This window comes from Candidatus Flexifilum breve, from assembly GCF_016713355.1.
Map to the genome: position 1 here is coordinate 352696 of NZ_JADJPI010000011.1, position 25044 is coordinate 377739.

Below are 25044 nucleotides of genomic sequence, written 5' to 3' on the forward strand. Positions count from 1 at the left end.
GGAGCATAAAAGTGCCTGTTTCAGGTGTGACAGTGGTTCAGATGCTGTTGGCGAATCAAATAAAGCGGCAGCAAGGCGGGCGAAGGCAGAGAGGCGGGTGGTCGCCCGCTCTTTGCCATTGAGCCAATCCAGTACGCGCATCAGGTTCATGGCCGCTGCGGTCATTAAATGCTGGAGATGCACCCTATCGAGACCCCGGTAGCGAGTACGGCGCATCCCCAGCACCCCAACCGCCTGCGAAATCGTGCCTTCAACGCCAGCGCGCTTTTTGTAAACTTGCCTGAAATCCTCGGTTTGCTCGCGCTGACGGGCTGCTTGTAAAGCACTGAACTCCGGTTCAGGGATGAAACCAATCTGTCGTCCGTCTTTAGAGGTTGTGCAGCGCTCCCGCACGGGACAGACCCGACAGGCTTTGGTGGAAAACTTCGCCTGAATAGCGGGTTTGCCACGACTGCCCACTCGTTCATACCATTCGCTGCTGTGCTGTCCCTGAGGGCAGGTGACGATACGCTTCTCGAAATCCATCTTAAAGCAGGTGAGATCGAAAGCCCCCTCGGTGTTGGCCTGCCAACTGACATCGGGACGCGCCGGACCGAACAGATCAACGCCATACTCGTGTTGGGATTGGACGAAGGCTGCCCCTGAGCCGTAGCCGCTGTCCACCAGATGTTGACCGGGCAGCCGTTGCCGGGCGTGCAAGTCGGCATGGATGGGTTGGACGGCTTCACTATCCGCCTCCGTTGCCAGGGCAGTTTGTACATGGGTGATGAGGTGGGGCGCATCGTCGTCACACGTTTCCGTCAGATGCACCTTGTAGCCAACCCAGTAGGTGTTGCGTTTCTGACTGCGGCGGGCATCGGGGTCGTAGGGCGAAGTCAGGATACGCTCGCCCGGTGGCACATTTCCACTGCTACGCCAGCGCGTCTGGTCATCCTCGTCCTGGTAAAACTGAAGCACCCATATCCGCCGCAGTAATTCGACCCGTTGCAATTGGCGCAGTTCTGAGGGTGTGTCGGGAGCGTAGACCTGGGTCAGTAAATAGAGGCCATCGCGCCCAATCTGCTCACCCAGTGCCTCGCGTTCGGCTGGTTTCTGGGGCAGGCGATACTCATTAAACGGACGACTGTAGCGCTCAAACCAGTCCGGTGGCGCGAGCGCTTTGAGCCAATCCGGGGCCGTGACCGCCAGTTCATTCAGCGCGATCCGCAGGGTCTCACCGACAAATTCGATGCGGTTCAGTTCACGCACATTCGCCAGGATATGGGTTGCGTCCGTGCGCTGCTTGCCGCGTGTTTTGAGTAGTCCTCGCGACTGAAAGCCTGCCAGCATAATCTCAAAGAGCCGCACTTCGGCACCCCGGGCAACTAACCGTGACCGAAACTCACTCAACACGGAAAAGTCAAAGCCTTCATCCGTCAGTTCCAGACTCAGCGCATACTTCCAGTCAATCCGTCCCCGCACCGCATCGGCTGCCTGTCGATCCGTCAGGTTTTCGGCGAACTGCATCACCGTCACCAGTGCCAACCGCCAGGGCGCTTCAGCTACTTGTCCCACCTTTGGAAACAAATCCTTGAATTGCTCATCGCTGAATAGTGTCCCCAACTCATCTCGCATCTGCATATAGCGATTGCCTTTGCGAAAGGCGGCTTTTGCCACTTTGACGGTTTCTTCAGGCACATCGGGAATGTAGCGGGGATGCAGCGTCATGGCTTATCTCCTGTAGGTTGTGACAGCAAAATGGGACTTCTCAGCCCCATTTTCCCTCACAATCCATCCTACGTCGATTCGCCAACAGCATCTGGTTCACTTGAGAGAGGCACTCTCTCTTGTGTCGGAACTCCAAAATCACTGTCACAGGTGAACCAGCGAACCTGTCACAAAATCACTTTTGGGCTACAAAATACAGAATTCCACGTGGGATATCCAACATGCATCAACAGGCTGAATTTGCCTCTGTGACACCTGTGACGCTGGTTCATAGAAGGTGTTCAATTTTCGCCTCTAGGGGTGATCAGAATTAGATCATTTCCCATGGTTTAACAGATTCCAAGTATTGCGTCCTACTGGATCAGATCAAAGGGAATGAACACTGAACGAAGAAATACTATCCTGAAAGTGAACATAGATGAACGCAAAGTGGGGTGCATAAAGCCGCCTTGGTTATGAATAATTCCCCAAAAGAACCATCTTAAGCAATATTTTGGGATAAATAGTTGTAACATCGAGTTTAGAAACTGAACCTATCTATGATAGTGGAAAGCACAATCAAGTATGGCCTCGTCCCGAAAAGCTCTACATCGGGCGCACAAACTGAATGTGCGCCTATTTATCGTTGTTATTGCCCTCCTCATTTTCTCGCTTGATGGGCCGCCACAAGCCAGCGTTATTGCCCAGGATGCCCCGCCGCCTACCGACGACGGTGGTGCGACAGAACACACAGTTCAGCCGCCCCCGACTGACGTGCCTCCGCCCCCTACTGATGTACCACCCCCACCGACGGACGTGCCGCCTCCTCCTACCGATATGCCTCCGCCCCCTACTGACGTACCTCCGCCGCCGACGGACGTGCCGCCTCCTCCTACCGATATGCCTCCGCCCCCTACTGACGTACCTCCGCCGCCGACGGACATGCCGCCTCCTCCTACCGATGTACCCACCGAGCGACTGATCACCATCTGTCATGTCGCAGGGCGCGCCGACGACCCGGCCAGTTACAACACCTTAACGCTTCCCTACAACGCTGTATACGGTCAGGGTGGACACTTCAATGAAGATGGCAGCCCGCAGGCTGGTCACGAAGACGACAGCCTCGGCGCCTGCCCTGAGATTCCGACGCAGCAGCCAACCAGCACGCCGTCTTTGACGCCAACATCCACACCCACCAATACCCCGACGGACACGCCGACCAGCACGCCTACGATTACGCTTACGCCCAGCGCGACTCTGGAGCCATCCCATACACCTTTATCACCCACTGAAACTCCCACACCAAGCGAAACGCCGGTCACACCTTCACCCGAATCGACTGAGGAAGAAGCAGCCGTAGAAACGCCAATATACCCGGCGCTGCCGGGCATTCAGATAGGCGACCCAGCCTTGAGCAAACTCGGCACCCTGTTTCCCGGCGACACCGGCCTCCCGGGTGAACAACTCACCTGGACAGTCACCGTCAGCAACACGAGCGCGCTGCCCGAAACCGGCATCATCGTCAGCGACACCATCCGCAACGACCAGCGCATTGACGCGGTACGCACCGATCAGGGAACCATCAGCTTCAGCGGCCAGGATGTCACTGCCAATATCGGCACGCTCAATCCGGGGCAAAGCGTCAACTTCTATATAGACGTAACAGTGCTGGGCAGCCCGTCCGACGGCCTGCTGCGCAACACGGCCACCAGCAACTACGGCACAACGACTTCCGCGACGCTGGCTGTCCCCGCCGCGCCCATCAGCGACCCTGATCCGGTAGTCGTGGTCAACCCGTCTGCCGAGAATGTATTCGCAGGCAATCAGACCTGTTTCACCGCCACCTTCACCAACGGCGATGACCCAGGCACGGATGACCCCGGCTACGGCCCCTATCTGCTCGTGACGATTCCGCCCGGTGTGACCTTCGACAGCGCCACCTTCCTGGGCAGCAACCTTGGCTCGGCAGGGCTGGTGACGCTCGTGGGCACGTTCACGACAGCCAACGGCCTGACACTCATTGACCCGATTTCCGGCGCGGCGATAACTGGCCTTGACGGTGGTGAGTTGTATTTGATTAAGCTTCCCATTGGCTCGGTGGTAGAAGGCAATCCGCCGCTGGTGACGACTCTCTGCGTCACCACCGACCCGCTCGCGCCAATATACGTGCCGCTGCCCATCACCGTGACCCCGGTTTTCGAGTTCGGTAACACCCCGACGGGTGACAACGGCTCGATTGTCGGCAATACCGTGACCAAAACTATCACGCCTATTCTGGTGACATTTGAAAAGGCCAACACCGTCCCTGAAGGCGAGCGCCCGCCTGGCCCGACCTGGACATACAACTACATCCTGACGGCTACCCTCGCGCCGGGGCAAACATTGACGAATGTGAACTTCCGCGATGTGATGCCCAATCTGGGTATAGGCGGGCCGCTGCGCTTCGACTACGAAGAAGGCTCGACGATCATTGGCGGGACATGCTCGGTGACTGGCCCGACCATTACCGAACCAATACCCGCCAACGGCGCGACGCTCACGGTCAATCTCGGCAACATGACCGAGACGAGCAACACCAATCCCTGTACTGTGACCGTCACCTACAGCGGCTACATTCTCGATATTCTGGATGAAGCAGGCAACTCGCCCAACGAGCTTCCCGTCACCAACACCGCCTCATTCGACGGCGACCACCCGCTGCGTCCGGCTGGCGACCCACCGCTGACCGACAGCACCACCATCCGCGCCGAGCACAACGTCTTCCAGAAATCGGTCAACCCCGGTACGGCTGTGCCGGGAACGACATTGAACTATTCTGTCGTCTTGCAGATCACCGACTACGGCACTATTGACCAGATGGTGATTACCGATACCGTACCCGACGGCATTGACTTCGTGGTCGGTTCGGCCAACATCACTGTCCCCGGCTACAGCGGGCCAATTACGCCCAGCGTCGTCACTAACGGCGACGGTACGCTAACGGTTACGTTCTGCGTGCTGGATGCCGGCCCAACCTGTGTCGTCAACCCGCCCGCGACCTTCCCAGCAGGGACATCGGGCACGCTGACGTATCAAGGCGTGGTGCGCCAGACCTACCGCGCTACCGGCCAGCCCGTGCGCGCCGCCGACGGACTCGCCAATACCGTGCTGGCGGACTACTCGCTCACCGATGGCTCTTCGCAGCAGGACGGCTCCAGCGCCATCGTCGCCATACCGGCGGTCACGCTGGACAAAACCACGTTCAGCACCCCGGCCAACGGCGTCGGCTTCGTGCACGGCGAAACCGTGCGCTTCCGCCTGACGGCCACCATTCCATCGGGCGACACGCGCAACATCGTCATTCAGGACTTCTTCCCGCTGCCCGTGTTCGACGCGGCAGACGGCGACTACGGCATCGCCGCCGGCGGCCCGACGGCGCTGGATTCGATTACCAACACAGTCGGCGAGTGTTCGACCTACCCGCTGGCGATTGTGGACAATCCCCCGGCGCAGTTCGAGCGCTGCGGCATCTACTTCGTCGCCAGCCAGAGCGACATCCCGCTGAGCGATGTCACGCCCTACAGCGTCTCGGTGAATGCGGCCACCAACAGCATCAGCATCAACATACAGGACACCAACCAGCCCAGCGGCCCGCGGCGCGTCACCTTCGACGTGGTGATCGCCGTCATTGACCGTCCCTTTGCCGACGATCTGTACCTCTCCAACCAGGCGCGCATCATCTCGCAGAACACGCCCGGTATCACACTCATCGCCGACGCGATCGATTACGTCAATGTGGGCGCGCCCGTGCTGGAGATCACCAAAGGTGTCGCCTCCACCTCCGGCAGCGGCACCATCAGCCCGATCACCAACCCGATTGACGGCAACCTGACTGACGCCGATGCGGGTAATCTGGTCACGTATGTGATTACTGTCGAGAATGTGGGCGGCGCTCCAGCCTATGCGGCGCGCATCTTCGACGACGTGCCGCCCGACCTCGTTGGCTGCGTGCTGGTGAGTGTGACGAACGGCGGTGGGACGCCGCTCGCGTTCACGGGCAATCTGTTCGTGTCGCCGGGGATTACGCTCACCAACCCGCTGCCGGGACTGCGCGCCGGGGCCAGCGCGAACGCGGCGCGGGCGCTGGTGACGGTGACGTGCGCGCTGGCGAACGGCGTCTCGCCCAGCCAGGTGATTCTCAACACGGGCAACGTGGACTGGCGTCCGCTCGACCCGGTGACGCAGCCCGGCCTGGTCAGCCCGCCGATGGGTACGTACACGCCGATCTCGGATACGGCGACGGTGACAATCGCCGAGCCGACCATCAACAAGACGGCGGATCGCACGCTGGCGACCATCGGCGAGATCGTGCGCTACACGATTGTCGCCGACATCCCCGAAGGCGCAACCGATAACGTCGCTATCGTGGACACCCTGCCCGCAGGGATGGCCTTCGTCGGTTGCGTGAATATCACTGCCCTGGCAGGGCTGTCCAGCAGCCTCGGTGCCTTCTCCTGCGGCAACATGGCTCCCACAATTGCAGCCGTAGGCGGCCAACCGGCCCGTCAGGCCACCTTTGACCTGGGCGACCTCACCACGACTGTCGCCAGCTCCAACAGCACACTCACTGTTACGATTGTCTTCGACGCCGTAGTCACCGACGTGGCGGGCAATGTGCGCGGCACCACGCTCACCAACGACGTGGACATGACCTATACGTCAGGCAGTAGCAATTTCGCCATCACCGACGACACGCCGCCTACCGTGACGGTCATCGAGCCGACCTTGCAAATAGACAAATCGGCCAACCCGGTGACGGGCGACGCAGGCGATACCATCACCTTCACAATAATCATCAGCCACACCGCTGCCAGCAATGCCGACGCCTTTGACGTGCAGTTTTCCGACACGCTGCCTACCGACATGACCTGCGTAAGCGTGACGAACACCGCCGGGGTTGCGCCGATTACACTGTCCGGGTGTGCGACGCCCATCGCCGCTTTCTGGGACACAATCCCTGACGGCCAGAGCAGCACGCTGCAAATCACGGCGACGCTCAACAGCACGGTACAGCCACTTCAGCAAATCACCAATACTGGCAGCATTCCGGACTATGACACGCTGCCGCAGGATAACGCCACCGACCTCTCGCCATTCCATCCGGGGCCGGAAGACCGGGAGCGCAGCTACAACACAACCGACCCCGCTCTTGTGACCGTCAACCCGGTTACGGTTGCCAAGACACGCACCGCAACCAGCGAGACATTCACATCGGGCGCGAATGTCGTCATCGGCGAGACCGTGACCTACCAGGTGACGCTGACGGTGCCAGAAGGCGTGTCGAATAACGTGGTCTTCACCGACCTGCTGGACAATGGCCTGGTATTCCGCGACCTGCGCGAATCCCCCATCGGCTTTGCGACCATCACTTTCCCGGCGGGCGTCACGTCGAGCATCGGCAGCAGTACCACCATCTTGAGCAATGCCGACGCCGCTGTAATTCTTCCAGCCGGGCGGCAAACGACCTTCAACTTTGGCACCATTACCAATACCAACAGCAGTAACGGCACGCCGGAACAGATCGTCATCACCTATGAAGTCGTCGTGGTGGACATCGGCGCTAATGCGCGCGGCAGCCAGCGTAACAATGCCGCCCAACTCAGCTACACACGCGGCACTCCGCCCGGTGGCACGCAAACGCAAACCGTTTCTGCCGCGAATGTGATTGTCGTCGAGCCGACACTTTCAATCAATAAGACCGCCAACCCCGTCACGGGCGACGCGGGCGATACCATCACCTTCACGATGGTCATCAGCCACACCGCCGCCAGCAACGAGGACGCCTTCAACGTCGTGCTGACGGATATTGTCCCGGCCAACATGACCTATGTGGCCGGATCGTTCGCCAACGTCGCGGGCGTGGCCGCTACACTCAACGACAGCGCCGCGCCGACACTGACCGCGACCTGGGCATCCCTGACCGAGAATCCTGACCAGACCAGCACCATCAGTTTTCAGGCGACCATCAACGCCAATGTCGGCTCTGGCCTCGTGATTACCAACACCGCTAACGCCGTCTACGACAGTCTGCCGGAGAACGGCAGCCACCCGGCTAACGAAGAAGACCTTGACTCGCCCTACGTTGCCACCGACGGCGAGCGAGATTACACCGCTACCGACCCGGCAACGGTGACAGTAGTCGCCCCCAACTTTGCCAAGTCGGTTTTCAGCACCAGCTTCGCTGACACCGGCACCGGCCAATTCACCGGCGCGCCCGACCTGGCGATTGGTGAGCGCATTGTCTTCCGCATGGTGGCGCAGATTCCCGAAGGTGTCTCCCCCATCACCATTACCGACCCCCTGCCAAACGCGATGAGCGTTATCAGTTCGCGGGTAGTGCGCATCGGCGCGAATCTCAGCGGCTTGGCGCTGGCCGTCGGCGACCCCGGCGCTGTCGCGGGCAGCACTGTCACCTTCACCTTCGGCACACTGACCAATGCGCCAGACGGAGTGAACACTGCTGCCGACGAAATCGAAGTTGAAATTGAAGCGCGCCTGCTCGACAATGCGGCCAACAACAACGGCAATCTTAAGACCAACACGGCAACGCTTAACTTCGGCATCGGCACAGTAACCTCTTCCGTGACAATGGATGTGGTCGAGCCAGTCTTGACCGTCCTCAAGACATTCACCCCGCCGACGGTCACGGCAGGCGGCGCGGGCGGCGCGTTCACCATTACCGTCACTAACACCGGCAATGCCAACGCCCACGAAGTCACTATGACGGATACCATCAACGCCCTTCTCAACGTGACCAGCATCACCGTCAATCTGGCGGGCGCGCCCGGCACAACCCTGCTGGCAGACAATTCCACCACCGGCAGTCCGGCGGATGTGGATATGAGCTTTGACCGCCTCAACATCGGCGGCTCGATTGTTGTCACCGTCAATTACACAGTCGCGGCTTCGGTCACACCACAGAGCGTCGTCAACACAGGGATCACCACCTATGACGACCTGCCCACTTCCAGCCCGGATAATGCCTTTGACCGCAACAGCACAGCAAGCGACCCCGACACGCTCACCATCGTCCGTTCCGCCGATCTGCAAATCGTCAAGACCGTCAATGACTCAACGGTCTACGAAGGCGATACGGTGACGTTTACCCTCGCCATCCAGAACAACGGCCCCTCGGATGCCAGCAACGTCGTCGTCACTGACACGCTGCCCGCCGGGCTGACGTTCGTGAATGCCGCACCACCCATCTGCTCTGGCTCACCGCTTTCCTGTACGGTAGGCAACCTCGCCGTTGGCGCTTCGACCAATATCATCATGACGGCAACCGTCAACGCGGGGCAGGCGGGCAACATACTCAACAACGTCGCCAGTGTATCCGCCACCGAACCCGACCCCGTGCCCGGCAACAACACCGATAACGAGCCTGTAACCGTCCTCGCTTTTGCCACCATCGGAGATCGCGTGTGGCACGATATTGATGCCGACGGCGCGCAGGATACAGGCGAGGTCGGTCTGCCCGGCCTGATCGTCACCCTCACCGGAACGGACGATACCGGCGCACCCGTCAGCCTGACGACCACCACAGGCGCAAACGGTATCTATACCTTCCCCAACCTGAAAGCGGGGACATATACCGTCACCGTGACCCCGACAGCGGGTATGGTGGCAACAGAAAACACGTTCGCGGGCGATGTCACCGAAAACGACACCACACCCAACATCGTGACCGCCGCTGGCGCGAACATCACCACAGTGGACTTTGGCTATCGCGGTGACAGCAGTATCGGCGATTTCGTCTGGCACGATGCTAATGCCAACGGTATACAGGATGGAATCGAAGCGGGTATCCCCGGCGTTACCGTTACGCTGACGGGCACGGATGCTTTCGGCAATGCGCTCAACCTGACAACAACGACGGACGCGGCTGGAAACTACACCTTCGACAATCTTCTGCCCAGTGGCGCAGGCGGATACATCGTCACGGTCACGCCGCCTGCGGGCACATCACCTGTTGCCGATACCTTCGCGGGTGACACCACCGAAAATGGCATCACACCCGGTATCGTGCTGCCCGCCAGCACCGATATTGATACAGTAGATTTCGGGCTGCGCGGCAACGCCTCCATCGGCGATACCGTCTGGCGCGATGACGACGCTGACGGAGTACAGGATGCGGGCGAACCCGGTATCCCCGGCGTCACCGTCACATTGACAGGCACAGACACTTTCGGCAATCCTGTGAGCGTCACGACGACCACCGACGCCAACGGCAACTATCTCTTCGCCAACCTGCCGCCCAGCAATGCGACGGGCTACACCGTTGCCATCACGCCACCTGCCGGAGTCTCGCCCACCGCCGACACTTTCGCGGGCGACGCCACTGAAAACGGTACGACGCCGAACATCGTCCTCGCTCCCAACGCCGCCATTACCACCGTAGATTTCGGCCTGCGTGGTGCAGCACAGGTCGGCGATAGCGTCTGGCGCGACGACGACGCTGATGGCGTGCAGGATGCGGGCGAACCCGGCATCCCCGGCGTCAACGTTACATTGACAGGGACGGATAGCACAGGTGCGCCTGTCAGTTTCACGACGACCACCGACGCCAACGGCAACTATCTCTTCGCCAACCTGCCCTTCAGCGACGCGACAGGCTACACCGTCGCCACCAGCGGCGTGCCGCTCAATGGCCTCGCGCCTGTCGCCGACACCTTCGCGGGCGACACCACTGAGAATGGCACAACGCCTGCTATCATCGTGGATGCTGCCAACAACAACATCACCACTGTAGACTTCGGCTATCAGGGTACTGGCTCGATTGGCGATACCGTCTGGCGCGATGACGACGGCGACGGCGTACAGGACGCGGGCGAACCCGGAATCCCCGGCGTCACCGTCACCCTCACGGGTACGGACGCCAATGGGGGCGCGGTCAACGTCACCACGACCACCGACGCCAACGGCAACTACCTGTTCGACAACCTGCCGCCCAGCAACGGGACGGGCTACACTGTCGCCATCACCCCACCTGCGGGCGTATCCCCCACTGCCGACACCTTCCCCGGCGACACCACCGAGAATGGTACGACACCCAATGTCGTCCTTGCCCCCGGCGCGGACATCCTCACGGTGGATTTCGGGCTGCGCGGTTCGGCTCAGGTTGGCGATACCGTCTGGCGCGACGACGATGCCGACGGCGTGCAGGATGCGGGTGAACCCGGTATCCCCGGCGTCACCGTTACCCTGACTGGAACCGATAGTTCTGGCGCACCCATCAGCTTCACCACAACCACCGACGCGAATGGCAGCTATCTGTTCACTAACCTTCCCTTCAGCGACGCGGTAGGCTACACCGTCGCCACCAGCGGCGCGCCGCTCAACGGCCTCGCGCCTGTGGCCGACACCTTCGCGGGCGACGCCACCGAAAATGGCACGACACCTGCCATTATCGTGGATGCCGCCAACAACAATATCACGACAGTGGATTTCGGCTATCAGGGCACTGGCTCAATCGGCGATACCGTCTGGCGTAACGACGACGGCGATGGCGTGCAGGATGCAGGCGAACCCGGTATCCCCGGCGTTACCGTCACCCTGACAGGCACGGACGCCAACGGCGGCGCGGTCAGCGTCACCACGACCACCGACGCCAACGGCAGCTACTTGTTCGACAACCTGCCACCGAGCAACGGCACAGGCTACACCGTCACCATCACACCGCCTGCGGGCATATCCCCCACTGCCGACACTTTCGCGGGCGATGTCACTGAGAACGGCACAACGCCAAACATTGTCCTTGCCCCTAACGCCGACATCCTCACGGTAGACTTCGGCCTGCGTGGTTCGGCTCAGGTTGGCGATACCGTCTGGCGCGATGACGACGCCGATGGCGTGCAGGATGCGGGCGAACCCGGTATCCCCAGCGTTACCGTCACCCTGACAGGCACGGACGCCAGCGGCGCGCCTGTCAGCTTCACCACGACTACCGACGCCAACGGTAACTATCTGTTCACCAACCTTCCCTTCAGCAGCGCGGCAGGCTACACCGTCGCCAACAGCGGCGCGCCGCTCAACGGCCTCGCGCCTGTCGCCGACACCTTCGCGGGCGACGCCGCCGAAAACGGCACAACACCCGCTGTCGTAGTGGACGCCGCCAACAACTACATCACCACTGTAGACTTCGGCTACCAGGGTACGCAGAGCGTCTCCGGCAGCGTGTGGCGCGACGACGATGGTGGCGGCACACAAAACGGTGTCGAACCGGATTTGTCAGGTATCACGGTGACACTGACGGGCACGGATGCCAACGGGACGCCTGCCAGCTTTACGACGACCACCGACGCCGCTGGGAACTACAGCTTCGACAATGTGCCGCCCGGCGACTACATCGTCACCGTCACGCCGCCTGCGGGCTTCAGCGTGACCAACGACGCTTTCCCCGGTGATGTTACCGAGAACAGTCAGACGCCTATCACCGTCACGGCGGGCAATGACGTAACCGCCGTAGATTTCGGCTATCGTGGAACAGGCTCGCTCGGTGATCGCATCTGGCACGATCAGGATGGTGACGGCGCACAGGACGCGGGCGAACCCGGCCTATCCGGCCTCACCGTCACTCTTACGGGCATAGACCCCTTTGGAAACGCCGTCAACCTGACGACTACAACGGGCGCGAACGGCATTTACACCTTCGCCAACCTGCCCCCCAGTGGCGCAGGCGACTACACCGTCACCGTGACAACGCCACCTGCGGGCACAACGCCGACCTTCGACCTTGATGGTATCGGCACGGCCCACACGACGGCTGCTGCCCTCGCGCCCGGTCAGAATCGCACTGATGTAGACTTCGGCTATCAGGGCACTGGCTCGATTGGGGATCGCGTCTGGCGCGACGATAACGGCGACGGCGTGCAGGATGCGGGCGAACCCGGCATCCCCGGTGTCACTGTCACCCTCACAGGCACGGATGCCTTCGGCAACCCCATCAATGCAACCACCACGACAGGCGCGAACGGCATCTACATCTTCGATAACCTGCTGGTGGGCAGTTATATCGTCACCGTGACACCCCCGGCGGGCATGACTCCTACCTTCGATCTCGACGGTGTTGCAACGCCCGACACGGCGAATGTGCCTCTTACCGCAGGGCAGGATCGTACCGACGCCGACTTTGGCTATCAGGGACTCGGTTCGCTCGGTGATCGTGTCTGGCACGATCAGGATGGCGACGGCCTACAGGATGCGGGCGAACCCGGTCTGCCCGGTCTCACCGTTACACTCGCTGGTACGGACGCCTTCGGCAACGCCGTCACCTTGACGACGACAACGGGCGCGAACGGGGCATACCTGTTCGACGACCTGCCGCCCAGCGACGCAGCAGGCTACACCGTTACCGTGACAACGCCACCCGCTGGCACTATACCGACCTTTGATCTGGACGGGATTGCCACACCCGATGTTGCTGTTGCTACACTCGCCGCCAGCCAGGATCGCACTGATGTAGATTTCGGCTATCAGGGTACTGGCTCGATTGGCGATTTCGTCTGGCTCGACAGCGACTCCGACGGTGTGCAGGATGCAGGCGAACAAGGCATCGCCAACGTCACCGTGACGCTGACAGGCACAGACGCTTTCGGTAACACGGTCACATTCACCACGACCACTGATGCCAATGGCTTCTACCTGTTCGACAACCTGCTGGCAGGTGATTACCTTATCACGGTCACGCCGCCTGCGGGCATGGCAAACACCTTTGACAGCAACACGGGAGAAGACGATGATACACCCGTCACGCTTCTCCCCGGACAGGATCGTCTGGACGTGGATTTTGGCTATCATCGCCTGCCACCGCCGCCTGTGAGCGCCGCCATCACACCAACCAGCACGCCCGTCCCGACAGCCAACACACCGGAACCGGCTGCCTGCACGTTGGGCTGTACCTCAAATCAGGTCTATCACACCAACCGTACCGGCGACTGGGAAATCTTCCGCCTCGGCAGCGTCCCCGGCCAACCGGACTCGGACGCCAATCTGACGCAGAATACGGCGGATGATGTTGAACCGTCGCGTTCGCCGGACGGCCAGTGGATCGCCTTTGCCAGCAACCGCGACGGCAACTGGGAAATCTACGTCACGCCGATGGACGGCGACACGACCCGCACGCAGCGCGTCACCCGCAACACCATCGCCATTGACGCCGACCCGGTGTGGGGTCCCGGCAATCTCGTCGCCTATGAATCCACCCGCGACGGCAACTGGGAACTGTATGTGGTGGACATGGAAACGGGTGCGGAGTATCGTCTGACTGACAACACCACCAGCGACCTGAACGCTTACTGGTCGCCCGATGGCTCGAAACTGCTCTTCCAGAGTGATCGCACCGGCCAGTGGCAAATCTACGTCATGGACATTGCCACCGGGCTTGTGACGGCCCTCAGCGATGGAAGCGACAACGACCTCGACCCACAGTATTCGCCCGATGGTCAGCAGATCGTGTTCCGCTCCATCGGCGCGGATGGCAGGAGCGTCGTTCACCTCATGGACGCCAGCGGCCAGAATCGCGTGGCAATTTCCGACGCAGCGGGCGATGCCACCAACATGGCGTGGTCGCCCGATGGCAGCCTGATCGCCTACCAGTCCGATCTGGACGGCGACCTCGACATCTACGTCTATCAGCTATCGAGCGAACAGACACGCCATCTCACCGACAACACCATCGCCGACTATGCTCCGACATGGCTGTGCGGCACGACAGAAATCATCTTTACCTCCGACATCATGGGCAACCCTGACATCTTCCAGGTCAGTGCGCTGGCAATCACTGCGCCTGCCGTTGATGTAGCCGAGGAAGCCCAGCAGCTTACCGCCCATCCGGCGGTGGACATCTACCCGATGGACGCCCCCTCCGAAGAGAATGCCAGTCAGGAGGGCAGGCTGCCGTCGCTGCTCGACAGCACTCTGGGACACACCAGCTTCCTCCAGCCGGATGTCTCCATGACGCCGCCCGACCTGTCGCTGGAGCGCGGCGAACCCTGGCGACCAGTCAGAACTTGCCGGGGCTAATCCTGATGTAAGGGCACCAGCGACTGTGCCTCCTCCTAAAATCGGCGTCTGTACGTTCTCGCACAGACGCCGATTTTATTTCCGCTGTAATCCCATTCGGCTGTCATGAGATTACAGAGTTGTTACCGAACAATCGTAACTAAAGCACCGTTCTTCAAAGGTTATTTATGAATATCGTAAACCTGCCTATCGCCATAGGTCTAGTACCATTTGTCACAAAGGTAACTTCTCCTTTTGTAACATGCTGTTCTCAATAAGAATGAGCAACTTCGCATTAGAAGCACTCTCCCCCTCGCACAACGCCGGCGCGGCGATCATACAGCGCATGACCCTTCCTATCAAACATCGGCAGGCAGTACGCTGCCCCCATCCCTACGGGACGTGACCACCGAACTACCTGCCTAAAAAGCCGCCCGACAAATATGCATTCAGAGAAGCCACTGGATTAGAGGCGGCTTTTTTGTTTGACAGGCTCCTTCCCTGCGCTGTTCCCGCGTGGTTGAGCGTTGTGCTCGACACGCTGGCGAAACCAGCAATAGCAGAGGGAGTAACTTCATGCACGACCAGACGATTTGCAGCAACCGATTTGATATTCGCCCGTTTCCGCGTGTTGCGACCTATCCGACAGGCTGGGCAGGTTATCGTACTTTTGCCGAGATTATGGAGGACTGCACACCGTTGGCAGCTACTCTGATCCGAAAACATGGGATCGCGTTCCAGGATTTCCCGGATGCACTTCAGCGCGGGTTTATGGTCGTCTGGGAACGGCTGGCAAAGGATACCCAAATGTTTGCTCATGCGGACAAATACATCGTCGCACGGATTGTAGAAGCGAACTGCGGCACGAATTACTGGCGGCGGCATGATCGCCATCTCAGCCTGGACGCGCTGGAAGGTGTCATTACCGAAGATCACCCCGACGAGTGGATGATCACCGGGCTGGAAGCCAACCGCAGTGAGGTCTGGGCAGCCTGGGCAACCGCTGCTGATATGCGGATTGACATCGAACGCATCTTTGCACGACTGGTCGCCAAATACGAAGCTCAGCCAGAACCTCACCGTTTCCGCTACATAGTCGCGCTGTATTATGTGACGACACAGGTCAAGCTGGAGGATGCGGCGCTCATCGCTGGGATCAATCATCACTATCTGCTGGACGATTACGCCAGTATCGTTCGCAAGGATGTGCAGCAGGCATTCGGTGAACTGTACCGTCCAGGGTTGCGCTGGATTGACAAATTCAAACGTGGACATCAGACACCGGCATTGCTGGTGCTGGAGAAGTATCAGCGCAATCCGCGCATGATCTACGCCATCCGTTCGCTGCTGGAGGAGCAGCCGCCGACAGAGGCACGACTCCAATGTCCATGGCCCAACAACAATCAGTATCGAGCAAAGGCGCACAAAGCGCTGATGAAAGCCTACGGCTGTTCCGCATGACGGGAGCAGTCGTTTTTATTTCTATGGCTGGTGAGCAATCGCCAGTCACTATTTTTTTGCTTCAGACATAACTTGATATGGTCCATTTTCCGCCTTTTGAGACGATTTTTGTAAAATTAACGGGCGATTTGCCAAAATTGACGGTCAGATTTGCCAATTTTACACAGGTCACACGACTTGACTTTGATAAGCTGATTGCATCGGTAAAACGTGGACGTACCACACACTGAGCAGTCAGCTTTTTGATTCTGCCGAAAACTGGAATATTTCAGACACCTTCGCAAGATTTCCAACTCGAAACTGGAAAAATACGGAGGTTGCAAAGGGGTGGTTTGCTACGCTGGAACCATGAGTAAAACGGAGGAGTGCGACGTATGGAGAAAACCAACATCCCTACCCTACCGGTTCGGCAGGTAAGACGCAAAAGAATCTTTGCGATCCGGTTGACGGACAGGGAACGCGCCGAGATCGAGGCACTGGCGAAGCAGCTCAGACTGCCCGACTCGTACATGGCGCGGCATTTCATACTGGAAGCGGTGGCGTATCACCGCCAAGTTCAGCAAGGAGACCGGGTTGAAGGCTGAACCCACATCACATGAAGCAACTCTACAACTGAATAACGAGCAGGGCATGAATCTGGAAAGCGTTTATCGCTCACTGCTCAGGATTGTTGCGCGGCTGGATGAAAATGAGTACACTGAGGGTAATTCGTTGTTGCGCCAGACCACCGAGGTGGTACTCGATGATCTGGCTGACCCCGCGAGTGATGTTGGCACATCGCAGGGCTAGGAAGCATTGTACAATATGCGCCTTGCTCTTGCCGTATCACTTTCGCGGGAGCAGGGCGTTTTGTTTGGAAAGGAGAATTGGCGATGGCAACCAAATATAAGCGCCCCGAACAGACCCTCGTTGATCCGTATCGGTTTGAACCGCTGCCGGTGGATCGTCCCTGCGCCATCTACTACCGCCAGTCCACCGACGCGCAGATTGGCAACATCAACACGACACTTCAAACCGTCGATATGTTTGAACATCTCGTCCGTCAGGGTTGGGCGCGGGACAGCATCGAGATGATCGACATGGATGCGGGTGTCAGTGGGACAACCAAACTCACTGACCGCAAAGGCATGGCGCGGCTGATGGCACTCATCGAGAGTGGAGAGATCAGCCTGGTCGCGGCGCAGGAAGTAGATCGTTTCTTCCGTGACGTGACCCAAATCCAGACCAACCTGTTCATTGATGCCTGTAAACGCAACAATGTGCGGGTGATGACCCCGCGCATGGTGTATGACTTCAATCACCCGATGATGGGTGCTTACCACATGAAGATTTTCCGCGAGGAAGCGCAGCACGCGGCGGACTTCCTTGAGTATCACATCAAAGGGCGGCTGCACAAAAGTCGCGCCTATCTGCATGAGCAGGGATTATGGGCAGGACGCGCCATCATCACCGGGTACATGGTGGACATGCGTCCGAAACTGCCCGACGGCAGCCCCAACCCGAACCACCGTCGCTATGTGCCTTTCGCCCCCTGCGCCGATGCGATCCGGGTCTATTTCGAGTTGTTCAAACGCTTCAATCGCAACATGCAGAAAACCTGGGAGTACGCCGAACAACACGGACCCTTTCTGCCTGAACCGGAGGAAGTCACACGCCTGACCCCCGAAGGATTCCGTACGGACATGCGGATGGACTATCGTTCGATGTTTACCGGGCGGATTGTGCCGTCACTCTCCGGGATCGACAAACTGCTGACCAACGTGGTTTACATGGGGCATTGGGTGCATCAGGGCGCGATTACCCGCTTCTATAACCACGAACCCATCGTAGACGAAGACTTGTTTATGTTCGCCTTCAATGCGCTGTCACCGTTGGATTTTTATGGCGATCCGAACCCGGCGTATCATCCCTACCGCACCTACAACCGCCACGAGGCGAAAGACCGAACGGAAGCGCCGCCTGTGTACAGCGGTGTCGTTTTCTCAGACGATGTACCGGAATATCCGCACCACCGGATGCATACCGGGTGGAACTGCTATAACAAGGTGTACCAGTATGCGCTGCGAAATAAACGTGGAGATGTTGTTTTCAGCGTGAAAGCCAGTCGGATGGATTTGAGCATTGATACCCTGCTGCTGGAGCGTCTGAAAGCAACCACGATTGATGAAACCGCGTGGCAGGCAGCCTTAGCCAGCACTCGTGAAGATGGTCACAGTGAACTGCGCCGGATCGAAAATGAAATTCGCGGTGCCGAACGTGCCAAGACCGCCATCCTCGAAAACCTCAAGACGTTGCAGCACCCGGAGATGGTGCGTAACCTCGAAGCGAGTTATGCCGCGAACGAGCGCGAGATTGAGCGCCTTCGCGCTGTACAGATTGAATTGAGGCAGGGCAAGCGCCAGCGTGAGGTGCTGGAAGATGCCCGCCCGGTGCTGAACAAGATCATTGCCCGCTGGCAGGATGTCCCCGCAGCGAACCGCCGGGAATTGTTCGAGGCGCTGGCAGTCTATGTCAAAGTGAAACAGATGGATGAAGTGCGGCGCGAACTGACGATTTTCTGGCGGGACGGTTCGACTTCTTCGCTGATCTTCCGTTGGGGTGACTTTCGTCAGCACTGGACGCAGGCGGAATTGCAGCAACTGCGCGAGATGGTCGATGCAGCTCGTCCACAGTGGGAAATCCTGAAGGCATTTCCACACTGGAACTGGCACACCATCACCTGTCGCTACCTCAATCACTTTTCCCCGGATCGACGGTTCACACCCTACTACAAGGGTGAGAAGAAGTATCCCTACCGCATCAAGTGGCACGAAACCGAAGAATACAGGGCAGAACAGCAGGCTCTTAGTTTGGCAGCGAGTTCTACCTCTCTTCGGTCAGGTGATGGTTATAGACAACCCACAGGATGATCGCACCGTCCGCCGCCCACTTCCACGCGTGACGAAGATAGGCGAACTCGACGCGCTTGGACGCTTTCGCCAGCTTATCATGGTCATACGGGGGATTCGCCCACAGGATGCCGAATGCTTCGTTTGAGGCGACCAACCGCTCCACATCGCAGCGCACTGCTTGGGTCGGGCCAAACCGCTCCACGCACTTTTGCGCCCGTTCGCCATCCAGTTCATTCGCGTAGGGGGTGACATTCCATGCTTTCGCCGCCGCTTCGAGAAACTCCCCTTCTCCAGCATACGGGTCAAGCATCCGGGTCACGGGCGTGGCTGGCGCGACCAGGGATAGGATTGCCGCGTAGTGCTGCGGGGAGATCGGCAGATACCCGAGAATTTCCTTGCTTTGTGCGCGAGCCATTTGAAAACCTACCTTCGGAAATACAAAATGCCCGATCCGCGTTGGGTCAGGCGTTGACGAACGGAATGAGGCTGTTTCAGGGAAGCGCGATAATGGTTTGTTCAATACCGCCCGTGATGAGGCGGGTCCAAGAGTCGATATCGAGGTCAATCCCGTAGACGGTCAGCCCACCTGCGCCGCGCGTTTTTCGCACCAGCATCGCCGCTTGCCCCGCTGACCACAGATAGGAAGCCCATGCCTCGAACACGGGGATTTTGACGAGCTGCGCGACATGGCGGTGAAGCTGTCCAACCGCCTGCGCTTCGCTGACATACAGGACGAAGGTTGTCGATTTCCCGCCGTAGTTCGGATGAATGACCATCTCGTGCAGGAGGATCAGGGATGTGAACCGGGCTTCGGGAATATTGGCGAAGAAATCCTGATACATGCCCGAATTGCCCTCACCGGCTGTCAGTTCGACCGAAGGCGCATCCCACGGGACAACTGTCACCTGATCGCCCTTCGACAGTTTGGCGCGGATCGCTTCTACTGCCATGCGCGGCCCACCCATATTCAGGTAGATGCACACACCCTCATGCACTGCATATCCATAGCACCAGACGTTGCCGGTGATGCTGCCCGTCAGTTCCCCGACAAATGTCTGCTCAATGCGGACAGCACGCCCATGGACAGCAGGTTCCCGTTGAACTGATGCGAAGGGCTGCGTCTTGATGGCGCGAATCGCTGTTTGCACGGCATCCAGCGGCTCACCTTCGGCGGGCATGAGTGCAGGCTTGAGGACGCGAATGGCGAGGGGCTGCACTTCCTCCGGTGTAGAAATAGGCTCGCGCGCCGGTTCAACATCGGTGCTGATTTCCTCAGCGGGAGGCTGCTGACCGTATTCGAGCATCGTCCGCTTGATTTCCGCATCAGTTGGCGGCAGCACTGCGCCGGGCGGAACAACTGTGCCGCGCACAATCTTGATACCGGGGATCGGTTTGTGCAGGGTGAGTTCGCGCTCGAATGACCAGCAGATGCCGATCTGCTCGAAGACCACGTCGTAGCTCCAGCCGTGCTTGGCGTTGTGATGGTAGAGCTTAACGACTTTCCCGCGTGTTCCCGTCGGGATCGGCTTGCCGTCCGCCGTTTCGAGTTCGTGGCGTGCGTAAGCGGTGTCATGCAGTGCAAACAGTCGTGGAGGCGGTTCAACGATAGGAGCAGACTTGATCTGCATCCCCAGAAGGGCAGCCGCTTCATCGACCGTGCAGGGTTCATCGTCGGTGAACGGGATACTTTCGACGAGCGCGTTCATTGCGGCGACCCGCTCTGGTTCTTCAAAGCGCCACTGCTGGTTGTAGATCGCGTAAATGGCTCTGTTATGCTGCAATGCAGTGAGGATCGCGGGCAGGGGATTGCCGACACGCGACTGCGGCGGGAGGTCGAATACCCACAGGGCTTTCGTCTCTCCGAAGCGGTTATCCATCGTCGTGCGCGTGGCAAACACGCCATTCTCACCTTTCACGATTACATCGCCGTTCGCGGCTCGCTCTTTGCCGATGATCCGTCCTCCGAAAATCGAAAGAAGCGGCGACTCCGGTTCTTCTTCAGATGCTTCCGTTTCGGACTGCGTTTCGCTGGTCACTAACGCCTGAATCGCAGTGGGCAATTCTGTGCCAATCCAGTACCACTGCTTGCGGCGGGAGCTGAAGCGCGCGCCATGCCGCTTGAGCAATTCCCGGTGCGGATAGGTCTCGCCCGATAACCACCACCACGGCTTTTCAGAAGCTGTGCGCTGGCTTTTCTCCGCGATGATGCCGGTGACCGTTGTCTCACGTTCACCCGTCGATGGCGACGGCGGACGAAATCCCGTCGGATCGAAGGTCGGACCCACACGGTAGCCGGGTTCGGTGTAGTCGGGATGGCTGTTATCGGGGAACGCCCACCACTTTTTGTCGCGCCACAGGAACACGCCGGCACGGTGGCTCTGGCGTGTGATCTGTTCCACTTTTGCCAATTCATCTGCCGTCAGCGTGAGCAGGATGTGCCCATGCCGCACGACCACATCGCCATCGATCTGGACGTAGCGATACGATGCCTGTCTGGGCGATACATCGCGTGCGTTCTCGCGGTACAGCGTTAGCAGCACAGCGGTGACGGCTGTGGTGTAGCCCATTTTGTACGCGCTGACCAGCTTGCCCGTCTGCGGTGCGGTCACACGCTGCGCGCCGTAGGTGTCCACTGCGATGATATGAGCGTTCATGGCTGTGGACTCCGGTCAAAGTTGATCAAATGCGCTACTTTGCCGCGCTGCATGGCGTACTCGTAACCAGCTTTCGTACCGGGACTGTCGCCATTCCAAATGAACAAACAGCGCTGCGCGTTGTCCACCATCCAGCGGTCGCGTGCCGTGTAGCCACCAAGCAGATTGCCGCCTGACACGCGGTACAAATCGCGCGTGACCTTGATATACGATCCATGCTTGCAGCCGTAGTTGCGCGGGAAGTTGGCGATCCCCGCGACGATCACCTTCGCTTTGAGGCGGCGGCATTCTTCCACAACTGCCATATCTACGCCTTTCGGATTGTCGCCAACAACGATCGTCCAACCGAGTTGGTGGGCGCGCTGGACGGCGCGGCGGGCATAGTCGAGCATCTCGCTAGTCGCGTAGCGGTTGCCCGCGATAATCAAGTGCGTAGTCGTTTGAATGTTCATCAGCACCTCCCACAGAAGTGCATCAGGTCGGGAAATAAAAAACGCGCCACCTCTCAGCCCTAGAAGCTGAGAAGAAGCGCGGAGAGTAATCCGTTGGGTTCGCCCATCACCGGAGATTGCCGCCTGGATGCGCTCCATCCTGCCATGTGGCCGAGACAAAGCGTTGACCCTTCCAGTAGAACAGCTTCTTGTCTGCGCCGAAGGCGCTCGCTGTCCCATCCACGACGGTGTACGGTATCCGAACCGATTTGTTCGGGAGCGTTTGATACAGTCAGTGCAGCGCGAGCATCTGTAGGAGTTCGTCGGCGTTATACGCCGGGCAGTTTTACAGCGCCGTCCTTTCGATCCGGCGCAGCCTAAGCACGAAGCTTCCGTCTGCTCGATATACCGCTGTATTTTTGGTAAGGTGCGACTTTCGCAAATCTCTGTAGCACATCTGGGTGCTTACCAGCACCCGAAGGGCGACCGGAGGGCGGTTGAGCGAAGCGGCACAAGCCCAAACCGCCCTCCGAGTCGAAGCCGCAGCGATGCACCGCATCGACCGGCTTTGCTGGTGGGCTGATGTGCTACCTTGCGAATGAAGTCGCACCCGAAAACAGTGGAAAGAGCAGCGAGATCGAGCTTCTTGAGCTGAGACAAAGAACAGGGTCGCAAAAGCAACCCGATTAAATAAATAGCCCAATCTGAATTCTTGGGACGGCAGGGGACAGATGTGTTCGTTTGAGAATAAAGCTTCTCATCACAAAACTAGGATCGATACGTTGCGATGTTGTGTTTGATCGCGTAAGCGGCAGCTTCGACGCGATTGTTAACGTGCAGCTTGTCGAGGATCACACTGATATGGTTGCGTACTGTTTTGTCGCTCAGCACCAGCACTTGAGCAATTTCAGCATTGCTCTTACCCTCTGCCAGCAGTTTCAGTACATCCAGTTCGCGTTCCGTAAAATCCTTAAAGGCATCAGGCTTTGACTCGCCGTGATTCCGCATCATGGCAAGAACCCGACGAGTGACGGCTGGATCAAGCAAGGCAGCTCCTTCTCGAACCGCGTCTAGGGCTCTGACGAGATCGCCTGTGCCGCCTTGCTTGAGGACATAGCCGACTGCACCCGCCCGAATTGCATCGGCAATCAGCGCATCGTCGGCATACGAAGTGAGCATGATAACTTGTGTCTCCGGCAAGCGCTCCATGATGGTTCGGCAGGCATCGATTCCGCTGCTGCCGGGAGGCATACGGATGTCCATGATGACCACTCTTGGATGGTGGAGGTCACACAACCGGATGACATCTTCCGCGGTTCCGGCTTCGGCTACTATTTTCGTGTCCGGGATCTGTTCAAGCAGCATCCGCAGCCCCAGTCGAACGACTTCATGATCATCTGCTAGAATCAGCGTTAAAGGTTCATTCATAAGGATTTCTCTTCTGGTAAGACGAGCATCACATTTGTGCCCTTTCCCGGACTGCTTGTGATATCGAGCTGTCCACCCAGCAGGCGTGCTCGATCCCGGATGGAACGCAGTCCGTAACCTGCTGGTACCTCATCGATGGCAAAGCCTCGACCATTGTCCTCAATGAGAATAACGATCATGCTGTTTTCGCGCCGAACTGTGACTTTGACATGCCGTGCACGGGCATGTCGCAGCGTATTCGACAGACTTTCCTGCACAATGGACAGAATGTGATGAGTCTGTATCGGTTTGAAGTTCGGTTCGATATCACAAACGAGGTCGATGTCGAGTAAACCGCGGAAGCGCGGGTTTGTGATGAGGGTTTGCAAGCTTGGCACGAGTGGATCGGGCGGCGATACAGTTCGCAGCGAGATCATATAGCTACGTAAATCAGTATTCACCGCGTTCAGAACATTTTTAGCTTGCTCAAGGCGGCGAGATGCCTCTGTTCCTGCCTCCATCAAGGGTTGCATCGATTCTAGAATCAAACTTGCCGAGTAGACCCCTTGGATCGCGCCATCATGAATTTCCTGACCGATGCGTTCGCGCTCTGCCGCTTGAACGTGCTCAATTTCCATGCCCTCAATAAAATGGTCAAGCTCAATTTCGAAAATTTCCAGAGCACGAATAATCGAGAAAGCGAGAAGCAGTCCGATGAATGAGCGTAAAACTTGAACAGGGATGCCAACCACATCGTCAAACAACGGGTAGTTTAGGACATTAGCAGGAAAAAAATCGGCCCGAGGTACGATTAATCCCCCAAGTACGGCATACGCGAGTAATGCTCCCCCCGCAATCCGGAGCGTCTGATAGATAAATTGAACTTTTAGTGGGGCTATATTCGTTTGGGCTTGATATTGTAAGCCATAAGCCGCCAGCAAACTTCCAGGCAGCCCCAAAAGATAACGCGCCCAAATATTCGATGTGTTGTGCCAATCGATAATGGTGGGTTGGGAGTAGTACGCTAACCAGAAACCTACTCCCCAGATTATGCCGATGATGATGACAAGTTTCTTCAGCGATGGATAGCGTCGTTCCAGTGTGAACGCGCCAAACATCATTAAACAGAAGAAAGATAGCGCCAGCAGCGTCACCTGAATAGTTTGCAACAAATCGATCAACACGCGCGGTGTATATGCGGCTTGGATTGGAATAAACATGGCTCCCCATTCGTGAACGCCATGCAAGATTCCGAAGGCAGCCAGCCAGTACAGATCGCGCGCCAGTCGCAAACGACTGCGGCGGCGAGACTGAAGAAAAATCGCAAATCCCGTCACGAAGAATGTCAGTCCATAAAGAAACAGGACTATAGGACGGTTAATGCGAAAGAATTCGTGTAAAGTTTCGTACACAGGGGCTGATCCCGTAAACTGTAAAGAGCCTACCGCAGGTAAGCTCTTTACGCTATTGAGATGT

10 protein-coding genes and 1 pseudogene are annotated in these 25044 nt (G+C 58.4%); 5 read left to right on the forward strand and 6 right to left on the reverse strand.

The features are described from left to right. Window positions 1-60: 60 nt before the first annotated feature. A pseudogene (locus IPK17_RS13385) lies at window positions 61-1707 on the reverse strand (IS1182 family transposase); the annotation flags it as partial. A gap of 921 nt (window positions 1708-2628) precedes the next feature. Here IPK17_RS13385 and IPK17_RS13390 point away from each other — a divergent pair. The 5 genes from IPK17_RS13390 to IPK17_RS13410 all read left to right on the forward strand — a co-directional run bounded on the left by IPK17_RS13390 (window position 2629) and on the right by IPK17_RS13410 (window position 19094). Next, on the forward strand, window positions 2629-14745 hold the full coding sequence (locus IPK17_RS13390; RefSeq protein ID WP_343418194.1) for an SdrD B-like domain-containing protein: 12117 nt from the start codon (window positions 2629-2631) through the stop codon (window positions 14743-14745). 555 nt (window positions 14746-15300) lie between these two features. After that, window positions 15301-16185 (forward strand): hypothetical protein, encoded by an 885-nt coding sequence (locus tag IPK17_RS13395; RefSeq protein WP_343418195.1) that lies wholly within the window; start codon window positions 15301-15303, stop codon window positions 16183-16185. A 374-nt stretch (window positions 16186-16559) separates the two neighbouring features. Further along, on the forward strand, window positions 16560-16769 hold the full coding sequence (locus tag IPK17_RS13400; protein WP_343418196.1) for a hypothetical protein: 210 nt from the start codon (window positions 16560-16562) through the stop codon (window positions 16767-16769). Continuing rightward, window positions 16759-16974: a hypothetical protein gene (locus IPK17_RS13405; RefSeq protein WP_343418197.1), complete on the forward strand. Its 216-nt coding sequence runs from the start codon at window positions 16759-16761 to the stop codon at window positions 16972-16974. The genes IPK17_RS13400 and IPK17_RS13405 overlap by 11 nt, the downstream gene beginning before the upstream one ends. 83 nt (window positions 16975-17057) lie before the next feature. Then, window positions 17058-19094, forward strand: coding sequence for a recombinase family protein (locus IPK17_RS13410; protein WP_343418198.1), 2037 nt, complete (start codon window positions 17058-17060; stop codon window positions 19092-19094). Here the strand turns inward: IPK17_RS13410 and IPK17_RS13415 are convergent. The 5 genes from IPK17_RS13415 to IPK17_RS13435 all read right to left on the reverse strand — a co-directional run bounded on the left by IPK17_RS13415 (window position 19048) and on the right by IPK17_RS13435 (window position 24980). After that, a complete protein-coding gene (locus tag IPK17_RS13415; protein ID WP_343418199.1) occupies window positions 19048-19491 on the reverse strand; it encodes a DUF6094 domain-containing protein in 444 nt (147 codons plus the stop codon). The two genes, IPK17_RS13410 and IPK17_RS13415, sit on opposite strands and share 47 nt — an antisense overlap. 76 nt (window positions 19492-19567) lie before the next feature. Further along, a complete protein-coding gene (locus IPK17_RS13420) occupies window positions 19568-21730 on the reverse strand; it encodes a hypothetical protein (RefSeq protein WP_343418200.1) in 2163 nt (720 codons plus the stop codon). Beyond that, the gene (locus IPK17_RS13425) at window positions 21727-22182 is read right to left on the reverse strand and encodes a hypothetical protein (protein ID WP_343418201.1); all 456 of its coding nucleotides are present in this window, start codon (window positions 22180-22182) and stop codon (window positions 21727-21729) included. The genes IPK17_RS13420 and IPK17_RS13425 overlap by 4 nt, the downstream gene beginning before the upstream one ends. Window positions 22183-22929: 747 nt before the next feature. Further along, the gene (locus IPK17_RS13430) at window positions 22930-23589 is read right to left on the reverse strand and encodes a response regulator (protein WP_343418202.1); all 660 of its coding nucleotides are present in this window, start codon (window positions 23587-23589) and stop codon (window positions 22930-22932) included. Continuing rightward, window positions 23586-24980 carry a sensor histidine kinase gene (locus tag IPK17_RS13435; RefSeq protein ID WP_343418203.1) on the reverse strand — a complete coding sequence of 465 codons (1395 nt, stop codon included), beginning with the start codon at window positions 24978-24980 and terminating at the stop codon, window positions 23586-23588. Before IPK17_RS13435 ends, IPK17_RS13430 begins: the two co-directional genes overlap by 4 nt. Window positions 24981-25044 lie beyond the last annotated feature (64 nt).

What these genes read in the sequence shown, in the direction of transcription:
- IPK17_RS13390 (WP_343418194.1), top strand. Translation starts at nt 2,629, where the DNA reads ATGCCGCCTCCTCCTACCGATGTACCCACCGAGCGACTGATCACCATC.
- IPK17_RS13395 (WP_343418195.1), top strand. Translation starts at nt 15,301, where the DNA reads ATGCACGACCAGACGATTTGCAGCAACCGATTTGATATTCGCCCGTTT.
- IPK17_RS13400 (WP_343418196.1), top strand. Translation starts at nt 16,560, where the DNA reads ATGGAGAAAACCAACATCCCTACCCTACCGGTTCGGCAGGTAAGACGC.
- IPK17_RS13420 (WP_343418200.1), bottom strand. Translation starts at nt 21,730, where the DNA reads ATGAACGCTCATATCATCGCAGTGGACACCTACGGCGCGCAGCGTGTG.
- IPK17_RS13415 (WP_343418199.1), bottom strand. Translation starts at nt 19,491, where the DNA reads ATGGCTCGCGCACAAAGCAAGGAAATTCTCGGGTATCTGCCGATCTCC.
- IPK17_RS13425 (WP_343418201.1), bottom strand. Translation starts at nt 22,182, where the DNA reads ATGAACATTCAAACGACTACGCACTTGATTATCGCGGGCAACCGCTAC.
- IPK17_RS13430 (WP_343418202.1), bottom strand. Translation starts at nt 23,589, where the DNA reads ATGAATGAACCTTTAACGCTGATTCTAGCAGATGATCATGAAGTCGTT.
- IPK17_RS13410 (WP_343418198.1), top strand. Translation starts at nt 17,058, where the DNA reads ATGGCAACCAAATATAAGCGCCCCGAACAGACCCTCGTTGATCCGTAT.